This is a genomic window from Acinetobacter sp. WCHA55 (genome assembly GCF_002165305.2).
Classification (GTDB): Bacteria; Pseudomonadota; Gammaproteobacteria; order Pseudomonadales; family Moraxellaceae; genus Acinetobacter.
The window spans coordinates 923,184-946,563 of sequence record NZ_CP032286.1; the positions used below are offsets into that span (position 1 = coordinate 923,184).

The following is a 23,380-nucleotide window of genomic DNA, read 5'->3' on the forward strand; positions in this document are numbered from 1 at the left end:
GCCATTCGGCAGGGTTTTTCATATCTAAAAAAGAAGAATAGCTAGCACTGCATGAAATCTGTTGTCCTCCTCTCAAGCGTGCTATTCAGCACCACCATCTTTGCTCAAGCACCTAGCTCAGCAGAGTTTTATATTGAAAAAGCACAGCAGCTTAAGCTTGCCTCAAATGTAACTTGGCAACGTTTGATGTATGCCAATACGTCATCAGGACAAAGTGAAGTCACTTACCGTCCGTTCTTTTACAGTGCGCACGGACAAACTCAGCTCAAACAAGAGCTTGATGCCAATATTGCAGCACTTTTTACTCCTGCTGAAGCCAATCAATCGATTCAATGTCGCTTTCCAGCCCGTTCAAAATGGCTCATAGGACAACTGGATATCGAAGCGAATCTACTTCCTAAAGCTGCATGTCCTGAGCTGGATGAGTGGCTTGAGCAAATTAAGCCTTATAAGGCGACTTTAATTTACGCCACGGACTTTATGGGCAATCCCAGTTCGATGTTTGGGCATACCTTGTTAAGGCTTGATCCTAAAGACCAAAAACAGCTAAATTTAGTCTCTTATGCTGTGAATTACGCAGCGACAGTGGCCAATAGCGACAGCTTTTCTTTTGCATGGAAGGGCTTAACAGGGCAGTATCCGGGTGAGTATTCACTCATGCCGTACTACCGGAAAGTGAAAGAATATGGCGATTTGGAAAGCCGCGATTTGTGGGAGTACGAGTTAGCTCTTACACCAGCAGAAACCCAAACCATGGTTGAACATATTTGGGAGCTCAAGCATGTACAATTTCCTTACTATTTTATCAGTGATAACTGTGCCTATCGTTTACTGGGTTTAATTGATTTGGTGCGGCCAGAGGTCAACCTACAAAAAAAATTTAAAACCGCTGCGATTCCTGTTGAGACTATTAAGGCAGTCAATGAAAACCATCTAATTGCAGAAAGTGTTTACCGTCCTGCTTTAGAAACGCAGTTGTTGGCACAAGCTAAGCAGCATGGTCAAGCTTTGGCTGCTGCGGCGTATCAGGTTGCGCAACTTGAACCGGCTCAAATGCAAGACTATTTGAATCGTTATGCTATGGTGGATCAGGCGCGTATTTTAGAAATGGCCTATGACCATGTGTATTTACAGTTAATTGCACAGAAGATCACGGCAGAAGATGCTCAACCGCGCATTCGACAACTGCTGGGTTTGCGTAGTCAGATTGATTTGGAAAAGCAGCGTCAAGTGGTTGAAGCGCCAAAAGTGGATCCAGTAAAAGGCCATCAGGCACGAACTGTTCAGCTTGAAGCGGGCGAGGTACAAGGTGACTCTTATTTCCAACTAAGTCATCGTCAGGCCTATCATGACTTGATTGACCCACAAGGCGGTTTCCGTTTAGGGACACAGCTTAAGTTTCTAGAGGGTAGCCTCGAATATCGCGATGATCGACTGAAGTTACAAGAGCTAAATGTGCTGGAGGTTAATGCTTACAGTCCACTGACTGCCTTTAAAACTCCATTAAGTTGGGGTTTTAATATGGGGTGGCAACAAGAGGCATTAGATCGAGAGGGTGCATTTAGTGAACAGGATCAACACGGGGTATTTAATCTATCCAGTCAGTTTGGCTATAGTGTGGCAGATCAAGATCGTCAACACTTATGCTATGCACAATTGCAAAATCATATACAAGCAGGCAAGGCCTTAGATCGAGGCTGGCGTCTTGGGCTAGGGCCAACAGTAGGCTGTCAAAATATCTGGACTGAACATGTTAATAGTTTGGTACAGCTCGAACTGCCATATTGGGAAGATAGTCATCAATGGCAAGTCAGACTGAACACTCAACTGCAATATCTATTCAATCAGCAAAATGCGTTGAGGTTTCATTGGCAGTATCAACAGCAAAAAGGAAAAGATTGGAATCAGACAGGTTTGAGTTATATCCATTTCTTTTAGTTCGGCCCTCTGTGCAAAGCCCCATTGATGGGGCCTTTTTAATGAAAGTAAGTGTTGTTAAAACAACCAAACGTAGGCCTTGCTTTTTATAAAGCGCTAAAAATAAAAGCTGATGGTGAAAATAAGTATTGAAATTTGTTATATTAATCACAATAAATATCTAGTAAGTCTCAAAAATATATAAATAGGTAAGTTTTATGAATGATCAATGCATGGCTGAATTGGCCGAGCAGTGGGGGAAAATTTGCCAACATTATTCAGTGAAAGATCACGTTAAAGCACAAAATTTTATTCAGCAACATTCGTCTGTATTGGTTAATGAGTTTTATAGCAATATTGTCTTGGAACCCGAGGCTGCAGATTTTTTTAAAGATGACATTATTCAACAGCGCTTAAAAAAAAGTTTAAACCAATGGCTCGTTGAAAGTTTCGACGTGGCTGTGAATGAAACTTATTATGCGGCGGTTGAAAAGCAACAAAAAGTTGGGCAGGTACATGCGCGAGTGGGCATTCCTTCTTGGTTGATCATGCGCGGTATTCGTGAGATTGAAAACAAGATTTTGGAACTATTGGCTGAACTTCCGCGAGATAATAACCACCACATGCTCAGTTATATGCTGCAAATTATGGGTTTTGCCACTGAAATCATGTGCAGATCTTATGAGGCGAATACTGAGCGGAGCCATGAAGTTAAGCATAGTTATCGTTTATTTTCTGCAATGCAAGATGTCGCAGTACAAAAAGATAAGCAGCGCAGCATTTTGCTCGACTGGGAAAATGAGTTGATGTTTAAAGTCTTCTCCGAGCATCCGCAGTTGCAACACATTGCTTTGTCTAAGTCAGAATTTGGTTTATGGTTTGTACATAAAGCTGCGTATGCATTTACGGGAGCAGAGCAAGTTGAGACCATTATCAGGTTGATTCAACAGGTCGACACTCTCAATTTTGACGTGCTCGACTGTCAAGATCAGAATCATAAGATAGAACGCATTCAAGAAATTCGTGACGTGAACCGACAGATTCAGCATTTGGTCGATCAACTGTTCCAAGTGACTGAATATATAGATTCAGGCAATGACTCTCTGACCCAGCTGTTAAACCGTCGTTATTTAAGTACGATTGTGTCGCGTGAAATTAATTTTGCCCGTAAAAATGATGCGGCACTCAGTCTATTGGCAATCGACGCGGATTATTTCAAACGTATCAATGATAAATATGGACATACAGCAGGAGACTTGGCACTACGTTTTATTGCTGAAGTCTTGTTGGGTGTAGCGAAGGGGAGTGACTATGCTTTCCGTATTGGTGGCGAAGAGTTTTTATTGCTGTTGGTCGATAGTGATCTCAACCGTGCTTTACAAGTCGCTGAAACGATTCGCATGCGAATACAGGAAACCCCAATTCGTACTACTCATGGGCAAAGTTTTAGTTTTACCGTTAGTATCGGCTGTACGGTTTATAATGGTCATCCTGACTATCAACGCTTTTTAGATACAGCCGATTCGGCACTCTATGCAGCTAAGAATAAAGGGCGCAACTGTACTCATGTGACCGAAAAAGTTCTGAGTGTGTAAATCTCAGACTTAAACATGAACTGTTCTACGGCGTTTCAAATCGATAGTTGAGGTGTTTATACCTCAACTATCACATAATATTTTTTTACAGCTTCAACCACTTCAAATGTGCCGATAAAACTTGGTGGAATAATTCCTGCCTGTCCTGCTTTGACTTCAATGAAGTCTTGAGTGTGGGCATCATGAATACGGATGCGGCCTTCTATCACTTGAAAAAACTCTTGTTTGTTGTCGGAAAATTGAATATTCCATGACCCAACTTCACAGTGCCAAATCCCGCATCCCATATGTGGATGTTCGTACAGGCTATATGTCTTACGCTGAGGATTACCTTGAATTAAACGGTCAGGACGTGGAAAATCAATACTATGTTCGCTTTGGGTCAAACCATGACCTGCTAACCAAATTGCTGACATTGCGTATTCCTCTAAACAAAAAATGAATCGTTCAATGATATATGCATAAAAAAGCCCCAACAGCGGTTGAGGCTTCATGTTTCAATTAATAGCTTTCAGGGACTGCACTTAAAAACTCCCGACGTTCTTCTTTATTGGTTTTAAAGTCACCAATAAAAGAAACCGTGCGAGTAGTTGATTCTTGCTTGCCGACACCGCGCATCATCATGCACATATGTGCCGAATCAATCATCACGGCTACACCACGTGCACCTGTCACTTCTGCAACTGCTTCTGCAATCTGCTGTGTCAGGTTTTCTTGAATCTGTAGACGACGTGCAAACATTTCGGTAATGCGTGCAAATTTAGAGAGTCCAAGGACGTTGCCTTCAGGTAAATACGCAATATGTACGCGACCATAGAAAGGCAATAAATGGTGTTCACAGAGTGAATAAAATTCAATATTTTTAACCAGTACCATTTCACGGTTGTCCGATGGAAACACCGCATTATTGGTCACTTCTTCTAAGCTTTTGCTATAACCAGACGTCAAATACGAAAAAGCTTTAGCAGCACGCATAGGCGTATCGAGGAGACCTGGACGGGTTAGGTCTTCACCAACGGCAGTTAAGATGTTAGCGTAGGATTGCTGCATAGACATAAGACGTGTTCACTTACACTGATATTGAACAAGGACGGCATTGTAGCAGAAAACTATTCCAATGCCTTATTTTGGACAAAAATCCGATTACTGTTTCAACTTTGGGTTCTTTTCACTTCGTTTTAGTAACACTAAAACTGCACCTGTACCGCCTTGCTTCTCTGGCGCACTCACAAAAGCCAGCACATCTCGGTGTTGACGCAGCCAACCATTCACATAGGTTTTTAAAATGGCTTCCGGACCTTTGCCGTGTACAATTTTAATCACATTTTGATTTTCATCTTTGGCCATTTGAATCACTTGTAAAACTGCGACACGGGCTTCTTCAACGGTGCAACCATGCAAGTCAACTGCTTCAAACCAACGAATGTTCCCCGCTTTTAAATCTTCAAATACTTTGTGTTGTAGTGTAGCAATCCGATAACTGAGCGCGGCTTGGCTTGCTACAGGGTTGAGCATTGCTTGAGTATCAGAAAGCTCGGTTGCATCAGTATGCATAGGGCCTTCAGCCGCTGCACGTTTTACTAAAGTTTGTGCATCGATTTTTTTCTTTGGATTTTTTTCTATTTTAGCGATGTTTGCAGTCTCCATTTTTTGGACACCTTGCATTTGTTTTTGAAATAATGCGAAATCATCCTCTGGCTCGGGTGGAGCAACTTGAGCTTGGGCCTCAGACTGTTTAGCGGCAGTCGAATGTGAGTTAGTGATTTGCTTTTTAAAGTCTTTTAGTAAATTAAACTGCTCTTTAGAAAGCGATGAATCATGTTTGCTCATAAGGTTAGAGAAGTACGCAAAATTAGGAATCAGGGGACAATTATAATCTGGTTTTGTTTTGATTTGAACTGAATTGCACTCATTAGGGATGAGTAAAAGCCTAAACACAAGATGGCATTTAATATGTTGAATGGTGTGCAAAAGAGTTATTGTTGAAGATGCGCGTAAAACAGAAAAACCCAAGTCAACATACTATCTTGAACAGACAAATGATTTACTTGGGTTTAGGTAGGGCAGAACTATTATGCCTTTAAGTAAGTGAGAGCTTACTTAACTTGCACGTAAATTGTTGAGAATTTTATCTAGTTTTTTGTCAATTTGACTGCGATATACATCTGGTATGACTCGTGAAATCTTAGTCAAAATTCGCAGTTGTGCACCTGGAATAATCATAAACTGAGAGGTGAAAATACCGTTGTAAATTTCTTGACAAGCTTTTTCAACAGGCATGCTACCACCTAACTGTTTTAATGCAGCTGTTACAGGTGAACCATTCTTGCGCTCTTCAGTCACCAACGGCGTGTCTACTTCTGGTGGGCAAACTACAGCAACTTCAATTTTCTCACTACGAAGTTCCATACGGAGTACTTCAGCCAATCCAATCACACCAAATTTAGATGCACAGTAACCCGTATAACCATAGCAACCAACCAAGCCTGCAGCTGAAGCAATAAACACGATTTTAGGTGTGTTACCTTGCTGAACAGTTTGTTTTAAGTACGGTAAAGCTGCATGTGCAACGTTACGACTACCGACCAGGTTAATATTAATTTGGCGTAAAAATTCTTCAGAACTCATGTCTTCAAAAGATTTAGCAATACTAATACCAGCAGAATTAATCAACAAATCGGGCGTACCAAATGTAGCTACTGCTTCTGAAAATTTTGCATCTAGTGTGCTTTCATTTTGCACGTCTATTTCAAAACCACATACAGCAGGAGAGAGCTTTTGCAATTCTGTAATAGCTTGTTCAATACCAGCATGAGCGAAAATGCATACTTGATATTTGTCCTTAAGTAGACGTTTCGTCAGTTCAAGACCAATGCCGCTACTGCCACCTGTGATCCACGCTGTTTTCATATTCTTTTTCATCTCAATATCCTTATGAGTGTTGCGAGAAAGTTAAACGGATTCAACCGTTTTACTGTTGATAAGTACATCACCAAATTGTGTGCGGAGTTCTGCTTTCACAATTTTACCTGTGCCATTGACTGGCAGCGCATCAACGAAGATGACTGCATCAGGAATCTGCCAGCTCGCAATCTTGTCTTTAAAGTAAGAGCGGATTTCATCTTCTGTAACGGCTGAATTTTCTTGTTTCACGGCAATCAGAATTGGACGCTCATCCCATTTTGGATGACGTGCCGCAATGGCTGCTGCCATACGAACTTCAGGATGTCCAACTGCGATATTTTCAAGTTCAACCGATGAAATCCATTCACCACCAGATTTGATTAAATCTTTTGCACGGTCACAAATAGTCATGTAGCCATCAGCATCAATTGTTGCGATATCGCCAGTGTCAAACCAACCATCCGCAGTTAATGCACTTTTCTCTTGGTTGAAGTAGTGATCGACAATCCAAGGACCACGAATTTGTAAATTGCCTTGAGTATGACCATCATTTGGTAACGCAGTTGTACTGCTACCATCGACAATACGTAATTCAACACCAAAAGGTGGGCGACCTTGAGTTAAACGAAGTTTTTCAAATTCTTCTTCGCTCAAAGCTGCATGTTTTGCTTTAGGCTGGTTTGCTGTACCCAATGGGCTTGTTTCAGACATACCCCAAGCATGAATGGTGTCGCAGTTATAGTTGTTTTTGAAGTCACGAATAATTGAAGGCGGGCAAGCAGCACCACCAACCACATTACGCGTCATGCTGTCCAAAGTTGTACCGCGTTTTTTCGCAGCAACAAGTAGACCTTGCCAAATCGTTGGCACACCTAATGCGATGGTCACTTTATAGTTATCAATTAAGTCAACTAAGCTGTCGCCGTCTAAATTCGGTCCTGGAAGGACAATTGTACTGCCGACCATAGCTGTCGCATAAGGTACGCTCCATGCGTTCACATGGAACATTGGAACAACTGGCATCACAATATCATTTGCAGACAAGCTGAGTGAGTCTGGGAAACATGTTGCCATAGTATGCAAAAGGGTTGAGCGGTGGCTGTACAGTACACCTTTAGGGTTACCTGTCGTACCTGAGGTGTAGCAAAGTGAACTTGGCGTTTCTTCACTAAATTGTGGCCAATTAAATTCAGTAGATTGATGCTGAATCAATTCATCATAGAACAGTACATCTGGTAAGGCTTCAACGATTTTATCATCACGTGAACTAAGGCAGATGAAACGTTCAACAGTCGGTACTTTACCTTGAATAGCAAGAATTAGAGGTAAGAATGTTGAATCAAAGAAAATGGCTTTGTCTTGAGCATCATTAATAATGAAGATCAGTTGTTCAGGGAATAAACGAGGATTAATAGTATGGCAAACATAACCACTACCTGAAACAGCATACCAAGTTTCTAAATGGCGATGGTTGTTCCATGCAATAGTTGCGAGACGATCACCCGCTTCTAAATCAAAAGTCGTAAACGCATTGGCTAAACGCTTACAGTTTTGCTGTACTTGTAGCCAGTTTGATGTAGTGATTTGACCATTTACTTCGCGTGAAATAATTGAAGTATCTGCGTGATATTTTGCTGCATGTTCAATTAAATTACTAATCAATAATGATTGGTGCATCATTTTGCCAAACATTTCATTCATCCTTTGAAGCCGTTTTTTTTAATATATAAAGGACTCTTAGGGGTGACTAAAAGTCCTCAAGGTTTGAGCTTATTTGTCGTTAAATGCGACTTCTGCACCTGGCTTAATATAGCTTGGCAATTTTTGACCAGTTTGTTGTGATACAGCAATCAATGTACGCTCAATCCAGCCCGCATCCATAATGAACATGAGTGAATCATCGTCATTTAGATTTACATTGGCCCCTTCAACAATGATGAAACCTTCAGCACCTTCAGGGGTTGCTAAAGTATGGATAGAACCCGCTGGTTCAAATAAATAGCTACCAGCAGTTTGAACATCTTCAGGATATTCAACATAATGCCATGAACCAGCAGTTGTGTAGAAATGTACAACACCTGTGTGGAAGTGACGTGGCATTACAACACCAGCATCAAAACGAGCGTAGATAATCCATTTACCATTGTCAGGATCTAAAAAGCATGGTGTAACATGCACGCCTGGCAAAGCGTTTTGAATTTCACCTTCTTTGATGTTGATAGTTAATAAACGATCTTGGTGTTTAATTGATTGTGCAATACTCATGACAAACTCCATGTATGTCGTTATTTCAGAATGTGATACCATGTTTGGGTATCTAATGTTTCCATGTCGTCGAGCATAACAATGTTTGCATGAATGCAAACCACTCGAAAGAATGGATTTAGAATTGTTTGAGAATTGGGCAAATGAATAGTTTAAAATATATATTTGAAATCATGATTTAGATTCAATATCACTTTGTATCATAGCTAGTGCCTTTACTATTTGTAGGCACTTGGAGCATCGAATAAACATAAATTATGGTTGAACATGATTTTGTGAATAATGCGAATTTCAAGGAAGTGAAGTTTGCAAAAGTAGTTGAATAAAAAAGATTGGATGAGTAGAAATGCAAGTGTTGAAGACTAAACTCAGTCGTCCTAGTGTAATGAACGACAGAGCAATGCAACGCCCTTTGTTGTTAAGTCAAATGGTAGAGCATTGTGAGTCTTCTTTAGTATTTATTCACGCAGCAGCGGGTTATGGAAAAACCACGTTGATGTACCAATTAAGTGAAGCACTATTAGCCCAAACTAAACAAGTAAGTTGGTTAACCTTAGATAGTGATGATAACGATCCAATTCGACTATATCAGTACTTACGTTTGGCACTTTTGGGATCAAATGCATTGCATGCGGTTGCACATGGACAGATTCATAAGCAAAACATTATCGAATTAACCCAGAAAGTAGTCGAAATTGACGCCGACATCGTTTTATTCATTGATGAATTAGATGCGTTGGAAAACGAAGAGTGCTTAGATATTCTTTGGTGGTTATATCAGTATTTACCTAGTAACTGTCATTTAGTGATTTCTTCACGGCTTAAACCCAATTGGAGTTTTACTAAAGAATATTTATCGGGACGTTTAAAGTGGGTGACTGAAGCTAATCTCAGTATTAAGCCACAAGAAAGTAAGGAACTCATTCATTTTTTACATCAGCAAAATTTTGATGGCATTACTCTAACAACGGAGTTAGCTGAACAACTGATTGATAAAACTGAAGGGTGGCTGACAGGAATTCAACTTACTAACTTATATTTGAAGAATTACCACGATGCTGCATCAGTTATTCAAAGTTTAAGTGGTGTGCATACGCAGATAGTAGACTATTTGAGTGAACAAGTCTTTGTACAGCTTCCACCAAGTGTTCAAATATTTTTATTACATATGAGTGTGCTTAAAAAAGTCAATTTGTCCTTGGTACAGGCAGTGACAGAGCACCCTCATGCACAGAGCTTTTTGGGAGAAATTCAACAACGTGGTTTATTTATTTTAGCCATCGACGAGCAGCATTATTGGTATCGTGTGCATCATTTGTTTCGTGAGTTCTTGGAAAACAGATTTAAAGCGACAGATATAAAACAGTATGAGCAAGCACACCGTAGAGCTGCACTTTGGTATAAAACACAAGGTTTCCTAATGGAAGCCATCTATCATGCGCAGCAAGCACATGATCAAGTTATGGTGCTAAGTTTACTCGAAGCCGTGAGCCGAGAATTGGTTTTAGACGGTCGTGTTTATACTTTACTTGAGTTGGTGAGACAGATATCTGAAGATGAGCTAAGAGAGCATTTTCACTTACTGTACGATACGATTTGGGTTTGCTTATTGACACACCAAACTTCACTTGCGAATCATTATATTCAGCTTTGGGATACAGTTAAATCGAGTGATAACTTGAGATTACATGATGATCAGCACGGGCTTGCTCCAATGCTTGCATTGCTCGAAGATGAATTACCTAAAGCCTATGCACTAGCACAGAAAAACTTACTGAAACTACCTGAAACGGCTTACTTTACCCGAGGTCCTTTGATTGGTATTGGAGTGTTGTACCACATTTGTTTAGGGCACATTGCTGAAGCAAGAAAACTGTTGATTCAAACCCGAGCAACGTATGTACAAGGTTATAACGCTTACGGCCTAATTTTTACTGACTGCATAGATGCTACTTGCGAACGTTTGATGGGTAATCTAAGTTTAGCCGAAGAAAAGTTTAATCAAATTGGTAAAGGGCCTGATTATCAAAAGCTCAAAATAGATCAAGATAACCAAATAGCTGTTGATGCGATTACCAGCAGTTTGAAAGCTGATTTGTATTATGAAATGAACAAAATCGATTTGGCTGAACAGGCTCTAGAAAGCTTTAATGGTGGTGCACAACTGGTTATCCCAGACATGGTGATCATTGGCTATGTTTTACAGTTTAAATTGGCACATTTACGTGGTGATATTGCCGCAAAACAATCTTGCCTCACTCAGTCACAAATTAAGACCACTGACTGGTCAATTCCACGATTGGCCCAGACCGTACAACAGGTTTATGAGCATCAAATCTTATTAGATCAGATATCTCCGGGCACTGAGCATAATTTGGATTTTGTTACGGGTATTCTAGACTCAGCACCAGTGAAAAATATTACTAATCTGCTCATTGGTGATGACTTACTGATTTACCGAGAACTAATTTTATGTGGAAAAGCAGAACAAGCCTTACATGGATTGAAACAAGAAGCTCAGCAATGCAAAGTTTATCCTTTACGGCAAATTCGTATTCAGCTTTTACAAGCTTTAGCATTTTATCATTTTGATCAACAGCAATTGGCACTGGATTCTTTACAAAAGGCTTTGGTCGCTTTGATGCCAACTCAGGCCGTGCGGATAGTTCTAGATGAAGATCCTTTAATTTGGGATATGTTAAGTAGTTTAAGTCAACATTTAAGTCGACAGAAGCAAAAGCATACAGTTGTATTGTTGGAATATATTCAGCAACTTCAAAAGCTTAATCAAGCTGAAAACAGTGCTGACGCTTTGCTTGACAGTTCTGGTCTTGAGGCGTTATCAAAACGTGAAATCCAAATTCTAGAAAAATTGAGCCGCGGTTGTACCGATGCAGAGATATCCGAGTCGATTTTTTTATCTATCAATACGGTGAAATGGCATCTGCGTAAAATCTATAACAAGTTACAGGTCCGCTCTCGAATGGAAGCAGTGAATGAAGCCAAGAAACAGGGCTTAATTGAGTAATATAAAATTGAAATTTTTATGTGTTGCTGTTTAACGAGATCTTCAACAGCTTTTTGAAAGTGTAAATTACAAAATATTCAGGGTAAGAGTATGCTTACCCTGAATGCGTAATTAAAGTGCTTGAGGTACTCCGAATAGCTCTGTAAAGGCTTGGTCTGGACGCGACTGCTTCATAAAACTCTCGCCGACCAAGAATGCATGAATGTCATGTTCTTGCATCATCGCCACATCCGCCGGTGTCGCAATTCCACTTTCAGTCACCAATAGACGAGATGGCTCAAGCAGTTTTTTCAAACGAATCGAGGTGTTTAAATCTACATCAAAGGTTTTTAAATTACGGTTATTAACGCCCAATATGCAACGCTCAGATAGACGTAAAGCACGTTCAAGTTCTGTTTCATCGTGTACTTCAACCAAGACATCTAAATTCTGCTCAAAAGCGGTTTTAGACATTTCTTCGAGTTGTTGATCGGACAAGCATGCCACAATCAGAAGAATACAGTCAGCATGTAAAGCTCGTGCTTCAATCACCCCATAAGGGTCAATCAGAAAGTCTTTGCGTAATGCAGGCAGGGCACAGTGAGAGCGGGCAATCTGAATATTTTCATCGGCACCTTGGAAAAAATCGACATCGGTTAAAACCGACAAACATGCAGCACCTGCGGTTTCGTATTGTTGTGCGATTTCAGCAGGATCAAAGTTTTCACGAATAATGCCTTTAGATGGCGACGCTTTCTTAATTTCAGCAATTACACCAGGTTGTTTGCTTAGTAAAGACTGAGCAAAACCACGGACAGGCGTTGCCTCAAGTGCCCATTCTTCAACATCTTTATAGCTACGTTGTTTGAGGCGTGCAGCAAACTCTTCCTGCTTGCGATCCACAATTTTGCCTAAAATCGTATTTGCGATATCTACCATGACAAAATCCTGTCTATCAAGCGTTGTATTGTTTAAGGGTTTTGCTGAATTCAGCAAGGATACTCATTTTTTCTAAGGCTTGTCCGCCATAGATAATATCATGTGCTAAAGCCACACCTTGTTTATAACTGGTACAAAGTCCAGAGACATACAGACCTGCACCTGCATTTAAAGCAATCATATTGGCTGCTTTTTCGCCTTTATCAGACTTGTTTTTAGCTAAGGCATCTTTGATTAGGCTTAAACTTTGAGCAGAGTCTTGAATGATTAAACCAGTTAAAGTTTGCGATTCAATACCAACATCTTCAGGTTGAATCTCCCATTCGGTGACTTCGCCATTTTTGAGTTCAGCTACATAAGTGCTTGATGCAAGGCTAATTTCATCTAAACCATCTTTAGAATGAACCACCATGACATGTTCTGCGCCTAGTTGTTTCATCACTTCTGCAATGGGGCGGCACAATTCAGTCGAAAAAACCCCAATCACTAAACGTTTTACCCCAGCCGGATTCGTAAGCGGGCCAAGTAAATTGAAAATACTGCGAATGCCTAATTCACGACGTGGGCCAACTGCATATTTCATTGCTTTGTGATGATTTGGGGCAAATAAGAAACCGACGCCCATTTCACGAATACAGCGCTCAGTTTGTTGCATGTTTAAGTCAAGTTGAATGCCCGCTTGTTCTAACAAGTCCGAGGACCCCGATTTGGTTGAAACACCACGGTTACCATGTTTAGCAATGGTTGCTCCTGCCGCCGCAATCACAAACGCAGATGCGGTCGAGACGTTGAATAAGTTCTGACCATCACCACCTGTACCGACGATGTCGACTAAATAAGGAATATCACTGACATCAATTTTGATGGCAAATTCGCGCATGACACGAGCAGCTGCGGTAATTTCATCAATACTTTCGCCTTTTAAGCGAAGACCCATCATCAGTGCACCAATTTGGGCATCTGTTGCTTCACCATTCATGATGGTGCGCATGACGTCTTCCATTTGCGGTTGCGTCAATTCAATATTTTTAGTGATGTTATTTAAAGCTTGTTGCATATTCATTTTTGACTGCACTCATTTATGCGTAAATTTCTAAAAAGTTCTTAAAGATTTGATGGCCGTGCTGACTCAAAATTGATTCAGGGTGAAATTGCACGCCTTCAACGGCAAGCGTTTTATGCTTTACACCCATGATTTCTTCAATTGAGCCATCGGCTTCATTGGTCCAGCAGGTCACTTCTAAACACTCAGGCAAGGTTTCTTGATCAATCACCAGTGAGTGATAACGCGTTGCTGAAAACGGAGAAGGGAGGTGGCTAAAAATGCCTTTATCCGAGTGGTACATGTCGGACAAACGACCATGCATCACTTTTTTTGCACGAATAATTTCGCCACCAAAAGCTTGACCAATGGCCTGATGTCCTAAGCACACCCCTAATAATGGAATTTTTCCAGCAAAATGCTGAATAGCTGGAATAGAAATTCCTGCTTCCGAAGGTGAGCATGGACCAGGGCCAATCACAAGATACTTAGGTTGCCATCGCTCAATATCCTCCAATGTCACGGCATCATTACGTACTACTTTTACTTCTTGGTTTAACTCGCCAAAATACTGGACGATGTTGTATGTAAAAGAGTCATAGTTGTCGATCATTAAAAGCATGAGCTTAACCTATTGAAATTTATTCACAAAAATGTGTTTGAAGAGTCCCGTGGTATTCGTGCGATTACATTATAAAGCTATAAGTAAATTATTTTTCTCATTCAATGACTTGAATGGAGGCACAAAACCGAAATTATCATAGCAAAAAATACACAGCTAGGGCGCGACATTTTTTTTCGAGCCTAAAAATTACAATGGGTTTTGTTACTAACTGATATAGAGTTTATGAATATCTCAGATTCAAATCCTAACGAGAAACCTCGTGGACTATCTGTCAATGTCATGAAGCATGCACATTTAAGGAATATAAAAGAATATCTTCTGATGTTGTGAGCTAGAAACTCCCCTAATGTCACCAAAACAGAGCATATTTTTTTGCTTGCTCATATCTGAGATGTTGGCTGAGTATTTAGTTTGAAAGGAGAGGTTTCTACTTTTTTTTAAATTAAATAAAAACAGTTAATTACGCTGCTTATATTTGGTTTTATGTATGTTTTCCGCCGTGATATGAAGTGTGGAGGCCGAATCATTGCGAAAATAACAGCTTAAAAAGCACTCTAATTTATAAAAAACGGGTGTAAATTGACCAGAGAAATTTAAAAACGCACCATTATGAAACACGCTTAAAATCTTTTAGATTAATTGTGAAGAAGCATGCTTGAATATGGTGCATTTACTTTTTAGCTCAGTATAATAGAACCAAAGCAAACAGCTTAAAACTGTTATTCTGATAATGAATTCAATATTTTAGCTAAGCTTTTTAAAGTTGGTACGGTAATTGCTTTAGAACAACCAACTACTAACACGCACTAAAGAGTGCAACAAAAATTCATCGGAGCAAAATGAGCATGGCGAACAAGGTCCTACAACTCATCCAAGAAAGTGGCGCAAAATGGGTCGATTTCCGTTTTACGGATACTAAGGGTAAAGAGCAACACGTAACTTACCCAGCAGATACTATCGACGAAGATACTTTTGAAGACGGTAAAATGTTTGATGGTTCTTCTATTGCTGGTTGGAAAGGCATTGAAGCATCTGACATGATCTTACGCCCAGATGCTGCAACTGGTTTTATCGACCCGTTCTTCGCTGAGCCGACAGTAGTTGTTACTTGTGATGTTATCGAGCCATCAACTGGTCAAGGTTATGACCGTGACCCGCGTTCGATTGCTCGCCGTGCTGAAGAATACCTAAAATCTACAGGTATTGGTGATACTGCATTCTTTGGTCCAGAACCAGAATTCTTCGTATTTGACGAAGTAAAATGGGAAGTTGACATGTCTGGCGCGCGCCATACATTGATTGCTGAAGAAGCTGCTTGGTCAACAAATAAAGACTACGAAGGCGGAAACTCAGGTCACCGTCCACGTGTTAAAGGTGGTTACTTCCCAGTTCCTCCAGTTGACTCTTCACATGACATGCGTGCTGATATGTGCGCGCGTATTGAAGACATCATGGGCCCAGGTCGTGTAGAAGTACATCACCACGAAGTTGCATCTTGCCAGTTAGAAATTGGTGTGAGCTTCAACACAATGGTTCGTAAAGCCGACGAAGTTCAACAGTTCAAATATGCTGTTTGGAACGTTGCGCACCAATATGCAAAAACTGCGACTTTCATGCCTAAGCCAATGGTTGGTGATAACGGTTCTGGTATGCACGTTCACATGTCAATCTCTAAAGATGGCAAGAACTTGTTTGCTGGTGATGAATACGCTGGTCTTTCTGAGATGGCACTTTACTTCATCGGTGGTGTAATCAAACACGCTCGTGCATTGAACGCAATTACGAACCCTTCTACAAACTCGTACAAGCGTTTAGTTCCACACTTCGAAGCGCCGATTATGTTGGCTTACTCAGCACGTAACCGTTCTGCTTCTATCCGTATTCCTTACGTTTCTAGCCCGAAAGGTAAACGTATCGAAGCTCGCTTCCCAGATCCAATGATGAACCCGTACTTAGGTTTCGCTGCATTGTTAATGGCTGGTCTTGATGGTATCCAAAACAAGATTCACCCAGGTGAAGCAGCTGACAAAAACTTATACGACCTTCCTCCTGAAGAAGAAGCGAAAATCCCTACAGTTGCGCACAGCCTAGATATGGCTCTTGAAGCGCTTCAAGCGGATCATGAGTTCCTTCTTAAAGGTGGTGTATTCACTAAAGAAATGCTTGATGCATATATCGAACTTAAAACTGAAGAAGTGCGTCGTTTGAACACGACAACTCACCCAGTTGAATTTGATATGTACTACAGCTTGTAATTCTGAACTGAATTTCACTGTAAAAAACCCGCGCTAGTCGCGGGTTTTTTTGTATCATCTGCTTAACTTGAAAAAAATGATGAAAGTAATGGCACAGCGTAAAAAGCACACTAGTTTTTATCCTTGGATTGACCCTAAAGATCATGACAAAGGATTTAAGCTAAATTTTTCGATGGTGACGTATATTGAAGTTGGTCGCACCCCTGAAGGTTATAAACAGGCAGAATTTATCGCATTGAAAAGCCCAGAGTTAGCACTGGACTATGATTATCCTCAAAGTTTTTACTTGAGTGCTGAAGGTTTTATTTTGGTGAAAACTCCGCAAGGTAGATTTGAAACCATTGCAAAAACAGATAATTGCTAAAGATTGATCTTAGAATTGAATCAATGACATTCTTCATAACTCAAAAAGCGTTTAAGCGCACAGTAAATCAATGGTACAGGTAGGCTTATGCAGCAGATTCCAGCTGAACTGAAAACATGGTTATATGCTTCGGGTTCACTTACTCAGCAACTGACGGATTTGGCTGATGGAGCCTTTAGGGTTCAACCGACCAAAGAACATTTTCAGCGTCTTCAGTTTATCGATGCAAAATGGATGAGCATGCCGTTTCAGCATACGTCATGGGTGCGAGAAAGTTTTTTATATGGCAGTGATGCAGAGCCTTGGGTCAAAGCCAAAAGCATTTTTCCGATCTTAAGTTTGCAAGGTCGTGCACGGCTTTTTAAGCATATTGGTAAAAAACCGATTGGTTGGTTCTTGTTTCAGCGCACCAATCCAGCATGTGAGCGTCGTGTAATTTGGCTAGAAGATGGTTGGACTAGACAGAGCTGTTATACTTGGCACGGCTGCAAGTTTATTGTTCAAGAAACCTTTTTAGCGAGTTTTGAGCAATTTTTGCAAAAGCAGAATTCAGCATCTGAAGGACAGTCATGACAACTGCACATCACATTACTTGGCGTGAACGTTTAGAAGCCTATTATTACTTATGTCGCTTTGATAAACCGATTGGTACCGAGTTGGTGTTCTGGCCGACCATGTGGGCATTGTGGATTGCAGCGGAGGGAATACCGCCCATTGGTATTCTGATTCCGATGGTACTTGGTACCATATTTATGCGTGCGGCTGGTTGTGCAATTAATGATTTTGCTGATCGTAAGGTCGATGCGCATGTCGAGCGGACTAAAACGAGGCCTTTAGCAACAGGGATTATCACGGCTAAAGAAGCCATTTATGTATTTCTAGCTTTAGTTTTTGCCAGTGCCTGCATGTTGTTTTTTTTACCCATTGAAACCTTTTACTGGTCTTTTGGTGCCTTGTTTCTTGCCTTTATATACCCCTTCATGAAGCGCTACACACATTTGCCACAGGTATTTTTAGGTGCAGCATTTTCTTGGTCAATTCCAATGGGGTATACCGCTGTTGGTGTAACACCAGATTTAACTTGTTGGTTATTGTATTTGGGTAATCTGGCTTGGACTGTGGCGTACGATACTCAATATGCGATTACCGACCGTGAATATGATTTAAAAATTGGGGTGAAGTCGACAGCCATTTTGTTCGGTCGTTTTGATATTCAAATCATTGCACTTTTACAGGCGATGAGTGTGGTTTTGATCGGTACGGCGCTTTATCTTGAAGATTTATTGATGCCATTGGGTTTAATAGCATTGCTTGTAGTCGTGGCTGATTTTATTTATCAATGGTCAAAAACCAAAGACAAAGATCCACAACGTTGTTTTTGGGCATTCCGTCACAATCGTTGGGTGGGATTCATTATTTTTACTGGAATCTTTTTAGAATTAATTATTTAAAGTGATTGTTTGGTTGAAAAGCGTCCTATACAGGGCGCTTTTTTTATGTCTTAATAAAACGGCATGTAGTTTCATGCTTAAAAAAACAACGAATAAAAGGATATTTTATGAAACGCTCGAAAATAGCACTCGCCCTTACTGTTGCTGTTTCAATGCTGTCTTTAACTGCATGTAATGACGATGATGATTCGCCCGCTTCAAATCAAAAACAGACCTATGTTTCTGAAAGTGCCTATTTAGAAGACACATTAACCACTGCAGCTTCTATTAAGGTAATGACTTATAACATGGAAAATGTTCAAGGTCAGACTGCAAAAGCAACGGCGCTGGTGATGTTCCCTAAAGTAGCACCGCCTACAGATGGTTATCGCGTAGTGGTTTGGGAGCACGGCACGGTTGGGGTTGGTGATAGTTGTGCACCAAGTAATAATATGATTCACCCGCGTTTTAAAATTTTAGCAGATAGTCTACTGGCTGCTGGCTATGTGGTTGTTGCGCCAGATTATGAAGGTTTGGGTACGCCAGGGATTCATCCATATTTAAACTTATCTAGTGCTGCGAAGTCAGCGCTTTCTGCTGTACAAGCTGCAAAAGATCATTATGGCCCGCAGTTAAATGGTGCGTGGATGTCTGTGGGGCAATCTCAGGGGGGGCATGCCTCATTAGCGACCGCAGAATACGCAAATACGGATGCAACCTATAAAGGTGCTGTGGCTGGCGCACCAGCTTCGAGTTTGGGTCAAATTATCCTTGAGGTTGCACCAGCAGCTTTAGCTGGCATTGAAGAGCAAGAAGTTAAATTTGGTGTACCTTTGGCTGCACGTACTTCGGTCGATTCTTATGCAACCTTATTGGCTTATGCAGCATTAACGGGCGTTGGTATTAAAGCTTATGAGCCACGATTTAATTATCAGGACATTTTTCAATCACGTGCCAAATCCTTGGCTGAGTTTGCAGAAGGTTCAACAGGGGATAATGGTCTGTGTTTAGACAATGATAGTGACCCAAGTTTAAGCTTAATTAATAAATTTAAAGACGATATTATTCAGTTTATGACCGCAAATACTGATAAAAAAGTCATGGATTATCCTGGTTTGGATACGAGTGTGTTTGCAACCAATGAAACCGTAAAAAAGTTCTTAATCAGTAGTCAGCCTGGGACTAAACGAATTGATAAACCAGTATATATAGTACAAGGCACATTGGATACAAATGTTCCATATCCGGTCACACAGGGTTTAGTTACGAAGTTGCAAGGATTGGGTTCACCAAATGTTTTATTAGATCCAGTTGTTGGCGCAACTCACACCCAAGCAATTGTATGTAAAAATTTACAAGTTTATAATTTTATTCAAGATAAGATGCCAGCAAATACTAATATTATACTTGATCCAAATACAGTGGATGCTAGCACTAATGAAAACTGTACAGGTAAAGCGCCGACATAAAATTAACCATTTAAACTGAAGACAGAGCCTCATGATTGAGGCTCTTTTTTTGTTATAGTATTGGCCCATCAAAATATAGATATTGGAAATAGGCTGACTATGACGAAATCAACTCAAAAACTAACGCCGAAAGTGATGTTTTTGGCGAGTCTTGGTATTGTGATTCCATTGCTTATTTTAGGGATTGCTTTTTTAGCGGTAAAAAGCGATGCAAAAAATCAAGCGGAATATCAGCGTATTAAGGAAGAACAACAACAGCGTATTCAAGAAAAATTGGCTGCCGAAAAGCAATTCACACAGCAGGAAGCGAGCAGCGCGGTCTCAAAATAATTCAAGCACGCATTGCAGGCATGATGCCAATGTGTTTGTGTAGTTGGCGAATGCTTGGAATTTCGGTAAAACGCAGAACAATGTAACCTGCTTCATTCAGCATGGCATCACGTTCTGCATCTTCTTGTTCTTTGCCGATATGGGAGGGATCATCGAGTTCAATAATCACTACAACCGCTAATTGTTCATCTAATAAAACGAAATCGGTGACTTTTCGGTTAAATTTGGCTCGTATTTTATAGTGGTCACTGGTAATCAGTGAGCTAAATGAAACTTGAGCTAGAACATGATGGCGTGGGAAGGCTTCTTTTAAGCGAATAAACATTTTACGTTCAAATGGCGTAATGACGTGTTTGGCATAAAACTTTTGCTTACGGCGAAACAGGTCAGGATAGACCATCAACACTAGTGTAATAGTGGCAAAGCAGCCGATGATAAAAAAGATGATTTGACTCAGATCGAACACAATATTTTCTAGCGCAAAGAAAAAACCCACTCGCATGGAGTGGGTTTTTAGAATTTTGGCTCTCCAACCTGGGCTCGAACCAGGGACCTGCGGATTAACAGTCCGTCGCTCTACCGACTGAGCTATTGGAGAATCTGCACGCATTCTATGTGGCAAAGCACAAAGGGTCAAGTCTTTGGCCTGTTATTTTTATATAATCTGCTCTAAATGATTTAAAAATAAACGGTTTAGCTTTTGTTGGAGTGATTTGATTTAGTCTTTTTGGTTTTTCGTGGAGAGATTTGGGCGATATAAACAGAGAAGGGCATGTATGGAAAGCTGCTTTGGAGGGATTTTTAAAGATTGGTTTTACTTATGGGTGAATGTGTTTTTATAGATAGAAAAAAGCCCAAGTCATGATGCTTGGGCTTTTTAAATTTGGCTCTCCAACCTGGGCTCGAACCAGGGACCTGCGGATTAACAGTCCGTCGCTCTACCGACTGAGCTATTGGAGAATCTGAAATGCAGTATAGAGAAAATTACACATCGGTCAAGTTACAATTCTAAAAAAAGTCGAAATTTAGATTAAGTGTTTTTTTTATAAGCAATTTGATGTGTCATAGCTGTATAGCAGAATAGTATAGGGTGTGGATCAAAACAATGAGTGATAAAAAAAGCCCAAGTCACGATGCTTGGGCTTTTTAGAATCTTGGCTCTTCCACCTGGGCTCGAACCAGGGACCTGCGGATTAACAGTCCGTCGCTCTACCGACTGAGCTATGGAAGAATAGTGGCTCTCCAACCTGGGCTCGAACCAGGGACCTGCGGATTAACAGTCCGTCGCTCTACCGACTGAGCTATTGGAGAATCTGATGCGCATTTTAGGGAGGAAAGGAAAATGGGTCAAGCAAAAAATATTGAGAAATGAATTGTTTGCTTTATAAATACACGTTTAGGCAGCAAAAACAAAAAAACCGCTCAAAAAGAGCGGTTTTTTAAACAAGACGAATCTTATTTTTCAACACCAGCAGCTTGGCCTGCATATTTCGCGTTTGCATAATCCCAGTTTACAAGGCTTTCAAGGAAAGTTTTGATGTAAACAGGACGTGCATTACGGAAGTCGATGTAGTAAGCATGTTCCCAAACGTCAATAGTTAACACTGCAACTTTACCATGTGCAAGAGGAGTGTCTGCATTTGAAGTTTTAAGGATAGAAAGGTTGCCATTTACTTCATCAGCAACTAACCAAGCCCAACCTGAACCGAATTGAGTTGTAGCTGCAGCAGCAAATTCTTCAGCGAATTTTTCGTAAGAACCGAATGCTTCATCAATTTTAGCAGCTAAAGCACCTGTTGCTTTACCACCACCGTTTTTAGCCATACAGTTCCAGTAGAATGTGTGGTTCCAAACTTGCGCTGCATTGTTGAAGATACCTGCTTTAGATGCATCGCCAGCAGAAGCTGTGATGATTTCTTCTAAAGTTTTACCTTCAAGGTCAGTACCCTTGATTAGGTTGTTTAGGTTAACAACGTAAGTATTGTGGTGTTTGTCGTGGTGGAATTCTAAAGTTTCTTTGCTGATATGCGGAGCAAGATCTTCGTAGCCATATGGAAGTGCAGGTAAAGTAATGGTTGTCATGTTTCATTCCTTGCAAATTTGCTGGGTTTTACTTTAAGTGCATTTATTGTAAATGATTCTAGAGACAATAGGGCAGTCTTTTAATACACAAAATATGCAAAAATTTTCGCAAGGAGACATATCGGATACACAAGATGTAGTTAGAGCCTTTTGCACGAAATATGTGCATTTGAGCAGGCTCTAAGCTACTTTAATGGGTTTACTGATCTGAATAGACTGCGATCAATAACTAATCTTTAGATTGTAGAGCCATATCATAACGACGATTAACTTCATCCCAATCGACCACATTATAAAAGGCATTGATGTATTCAGGACGACGGTTTTGGTATTTTAGATAATATGCATGTTCCCATACATCTAAACCGAGAATAGGGATGTGTCCCCACATAATAGGGGAGTCCTGATTTGCACTGCTTTCAACAATCAGCTGGTGTTCAGGTGTCACGCTCAGCCATGCCCAACCACTGCCAAAACGGCTAATTGCGGCTTTGGTAAATGCATCTTTAAAAGCATCAACCCCCCCAAGTTGTTCATCAATAGCTTTTGCCACAGCCCCAGTCGGTTGCCCACCACCTTTTGGATTCATGACAGTCCAAAACAGTGAGTGGTTGGCATGACCACCAACATTATTGATCACCATATTTTTAAGATCAGTAGGGACTTGATTGACTTTGGCAACCAAATCTTCCACAGACAGTTTCTCCCATTCTGTGCCTGCAATCGCGCCATTAATGTTATTGATGTAGGTTTGATGGTGTTTAGTATGGTGAATTTCCATCGTTTTCGCATCAATATTGGGTTCGAGTGCATTATAGGCATAAGGAAGAGCGGGTAAAGAATAAGCCATGTGTTTGATTCCTTTAATCATCAAAATTGTTTTATTGGGAGTTTTAAAAGCAGTTTTATTATCCATTTAAATGTTAATGAGAATCAATATGTTTATTATTTATAACTTTAAAGCTAAGCGTCGCAAGTTTTATTATTCATATTGGGCTGGAAGTTCAGCAGATATAACAAAGATAAGATGCACAGAATTTTTTAACTGATGTTATGTTTTGAATTAAAAATACGAAAGATTCTGAAGAATATTTTAATAATTTGCCTAAATTGATGTGATGTTGGATGCTAGGCGATGTAAGTGCATCGAGGGGAC

Annotated in this window: 21 protein-coding genes and 4 tRNA genes; 9 read left to right on the top strand and 16 right to left on the bottom strand. The window is 40.5% G+C overall.

Translation table 11 applies throughout. The annotated features are described in order from the left end of the window. Positions 1 to 51: 51 nt before the first annotated feature. Complete coding sequence (locus tag CDG62_RS07245) at positions 52 to 1,938, top strand: DUF4105 domain-containing protein (RefSeq protein WP_087526287.1); 1,887 nt, start codon at positions 52 to 54, stop codon at positions 1,936 to 1,938. Between the two features lie 197 nt (positions 1,939 to 2,135). Then, positions 2,136 to 3,512 (top strand): diguanylate cyclase, encoded by a 1,377-nt coding sequence (locus CDG62_RS07250; protein WP_087526286.1) that lies wholly within the window; start codon positions 2,136 to 2,138, stop codon positions 3,510 to 3,512. A gap of 56 nt (positions 3,513 to 3,568) precedes the next feature. Here the strand turns inward: CDG62_RS07250 and CDG62_RS07255 are convergent, their stop codons facing one another. The 6 genes from CDG62_RS07255 to CDG62_RS07280 all read right to left on the bottom strand — a co-directional run bounded on the left by CDG62_RS07255 (position 3,569) and on the right by CDG62_RS07280 (position 8,681). Next, positions 3,569 to 3,928, bottom strand: coding sequence for a cupin domain-containing protein (locus CDG62_RS07255; RefSeq protein WP_087526401.1), 360 nt, complete (start codon positions 3,926 to 3,928; stop codon positions 3,569 to 3,571). An 85-nt stretch (positions 3,929 to 4,013) separates the two neighbouring features. Continuing rightward, positions 4,014 to 4,562, bottom strand: coding sequence for a GTP cyclohydrolase I FolE (folE, locus tag CDG62_RS07260; protein WP_171054237.1), 549 nt, complete (start codon positions 4,560 to 4,562; stop codon positions 4,014 to 4,016). 93 nt (positions 4,563 to 4,655) lie between these two features. Then, entirely contained in the window at positions 4,656 to 5,342 is a 687-nt protein-coding gene (locus tag CDG62_RS07265; RefSeq protein WP_087526285.1) for a Smr/MutS family protein, read from the bottom strand. 270 nt (positions 5,343 to 5,612) lie between these two features. Further along, entirely contained in the window at positions 5,613 to 6,434 is an 822-nt protein-coding gene (locus CDG62_RS07270; RefSeq protein ID WP_228254431.1) for an SDR family NAD(P)-dependent oxidoreductase, read from the bottom strand. A gap of 30 nt (positions 6,435 to 6,464) precedes the next feature. Next, positions 6,465 to 8,108, bottom strand: coding sequence for a long-chain fatty acid--CoA ligase (locus CDG62_RS07275; protein ID WP_087526284.1), 1,644 nt, complete (start codon positions 8,106 to 8,108; stop codon positions 6,465 to 6,467). A 78-nt stretch (positions 8,109 to 8,186) separates the two neighbouring features. Next, positions 8,187 to 8,681, bottom strand: coding sequence for a 2,4'-dihydroxyacetophenone dioxygenase family protein (locus tag CDG62_RS07280; protein ID WP_087526283.1), 495 nt, complete (start codon positions 8,679 to 8,681; stop codon positions 8,187 to 8,189). A gap of 346 nt (positions 8,682 to 9,027) precedes the next feature. Between CDG62_RS07280 and CDG62_RS19605 the strand changes: the two genes are divergently transcribed. Next, positions 9,028 to 11,709 carry a LuxR C-terminal-related transcriptional regulator gene (locus tag CDG62_RS19605; RefSeq protein ID WP_228254432.1) on the top strand — a complete coding sequence of 894 codons (2,682 nt, stop codon included), beginning with the start codon at positions 9,028 to 9,030 and terminating at the stop codon, positions 11,707 to 11,709. Between the two features lie 111 nt (positions 11,710 to 11,820). Here the strand turns inward: CDG62_RS19605 and trpC are convergent, their stop codons facing one another. From trpC to CDG62_RS07305, 3 genes are read right to left on the bottom strand one after another with little or no spacing between them, the layout of a single operon-like run. Beyond that, positions 11,821 to 12,627 carry an indole-3-glycerol phosphate synthase TrpC gene (gene trpC, locus CDG62_RS07295; RefSeq protein ID WP_087526282.1) on the bottom strand — a complete coding sequence of 269 codons (807 nt, stop codon included), beginning with the start codon at positions 12,625 to 12,627 and terminating at the stop codon, positions 11,821 to 11,823. A 16-nt stretch (positions 12,628 to 12,643) separates the two neighbouring features. Next, positions 12,644 to 13,690, bottom strand: coding sequence for an anthranilate phosphoribosyltransferase (trpD, locus tag CDG62_RS07300; RefSeq protein WP_087526281.1), 1,047 nt, complete (start codon positions 13,688 to 13,690; stop codon positions 12,644 to 12,646). A 16-nt stretch (positions 13,691 to 13,706) separates the two neighbouring features. Further along, the gene (locus CDG62_RS07305) at positions 13,707 to 14,291 is read right to left on the bottom strand and encodes an anthranilate synthase component II (RefSeq protein WP_087526280.1); all 585 of its coding nucleotides are present in this window, start codon (positions 14,289 to 14,291) and stop codon (positions 13,707 to 13,709) included. Positions 14,292 to 15,133: 842 nt separating this feature from the next. Here CDG62_RS07305 and glnA point away from each other — a divergent pair. The 6 genes from glnA (at position 15,134) to CDG62_RS07335 (ending at position 20,142) form a co-directional block, all read left to right on the top strand. Continuing rightward, the gene (gene glnA / locus CDG62_RS07310; RefSeq protein WP_171405706.1) at positions 15,134 to 16,549 is read left to right on the top strand and encodes a type I glutamate--ammonia ligase; all 1,416 of its coding nucleotides are present in this window, start codon (positions 15,134 to 15,136) and stop codon (positions 16,547 to 16,549) included. Between the two features lie 88 nt (positions 16,550 to 16,637). Next, entirely contained in the window at positions 16,638 to 16,913 is a 276-nt protein-coding gene (locus tag CDG62_RS07315; protein ID WP_087526278.1) for a hypothetical protein, read from the top strand. Between the two features lie 87 nt (positions 16,914 to 17,000). Then, on the top strand, positions 17,001 to 17,486 hold the full coding sequence (locus CDG62_RS07320) for a chorismate--pyruvate lyase family protein (RefSeq protein WP_087526277.1): 486 nt from the start codon (positions 17,001 to 17,003) through the stop codon (positions 17,484 to 17,486). After that, positions 17,483 to 18,364: a 4-hydroxybenzoate octaprenyltransferase gene (gene ubiA / locus CDG62_RS07325; RefSeq protein ID WP_087526276.1), complete on the top strand. Its 882-nt coding sequence runs from the start codon at positions 17,483 to 17,485 to the stop codon at positions 18,362 to 18,364. Before CDG62_RS07320 ends, ubiA begins: the two co-directional genes overlap by 4 nt. 107 nt (positions 18,365 to 18,471) lie before the next feature. Continuing rightward, positions 18,472 to 19,812, top strand: coding sequence for an alpha/beta hydrolase (locus CDG62_RS07330; protein WP_087526275.1), 1,341 nt, complete (start codon positions 18,472 to 18,474; stop codon positions 19,810 to 19,812). A gap of 99 nt (positions 19,813 to 19,911) precedes the next feature. Beyond that, positions 19,912 to 20,142 carry a hypothetical protein gene (locus tag CDG62_RS07335; protein ID WP_039890041.1) on the top strand — a complete coding sequence of 77 codons (231 nt, stop codon included), beginning with the start codon at positions 19,912 to 19,914 and terminating at the stop codon, positions 20,140 to 20,142. A 1-nt stretch (position 20,143) separates the two neighbouring features. Here the strand turns inward: CDG62_RS07335 and CDG62_RS07340 are convergent, their stop codons facing one another. From CDG62_RS07340 to CDG62_RS07370, 7 genes are all read right to left on the bottom strand, one after another. Further along, positions 20,144 to 20,644, bottom strand: coding sequence for a DUF2726 domain-containing protein (locus CDG62_RS07340; protein ID WP_087526274.1), 501 nt, complete (start codon positions 20,642 to 20,644; stop codon positions 20,144 to 20,146). Positions 20,645 to 20,664: 20 nt separating this feature from the next. Beyond that, positions 20,665 to 20,740: transfer RNA gene (locus tag CDG62_RS07345), tRNA-Asn, on the bottom strand. A gap of 286 nt (positions 20,741 to 21,026) precedes the next feature. Beyond that, positions 21,027 to 21,102 (bottom strand) — tRNA-Asn (locus CDG62_RS07350). Between the two features lie 195 nt (positions 21,103 to 21,297). Then, a tRNA-Asn gene (locus CDG62_RS07355) sits at positions 21,298 to 21,373 on the bottom strand. Between the two features lie 4 nt (positions 21,374 to 21,377). After that, a tRNA-Asn gene (locus CDG62_RS07360) sits at positions 21,378 to 21,453 on the bottom strand. Positions 21,454 to 21,597: 144 nt separating this feature from the next. Further along, positions 21,598 to 22,224 (bottom strand): superoxide dismutase, encoded by a 627-nt coding sequence (locus tag CDG62_RS07365; protein WP_010327236.1) that lies wholly within the window; start codon positions 22,222 to 22,224, stop codon positions 21,598 to 21,600. A gap of 229 nt (positions 22,225 to 22,453) precedes the next feature. Further along, positions 22,454 to 23,074: a superoxide dismutase gene (locus CDG62_RS07370; protein WP_087526398.1), complete on the bottom strand. Its 621-nt coding sequence runs from the start codon at positions 23,072 to 23,074 to the stop codon at positions 22,454 to 22,456. Positions 23,075 to 23,380 lie beyond the last annotated feature (306 nt).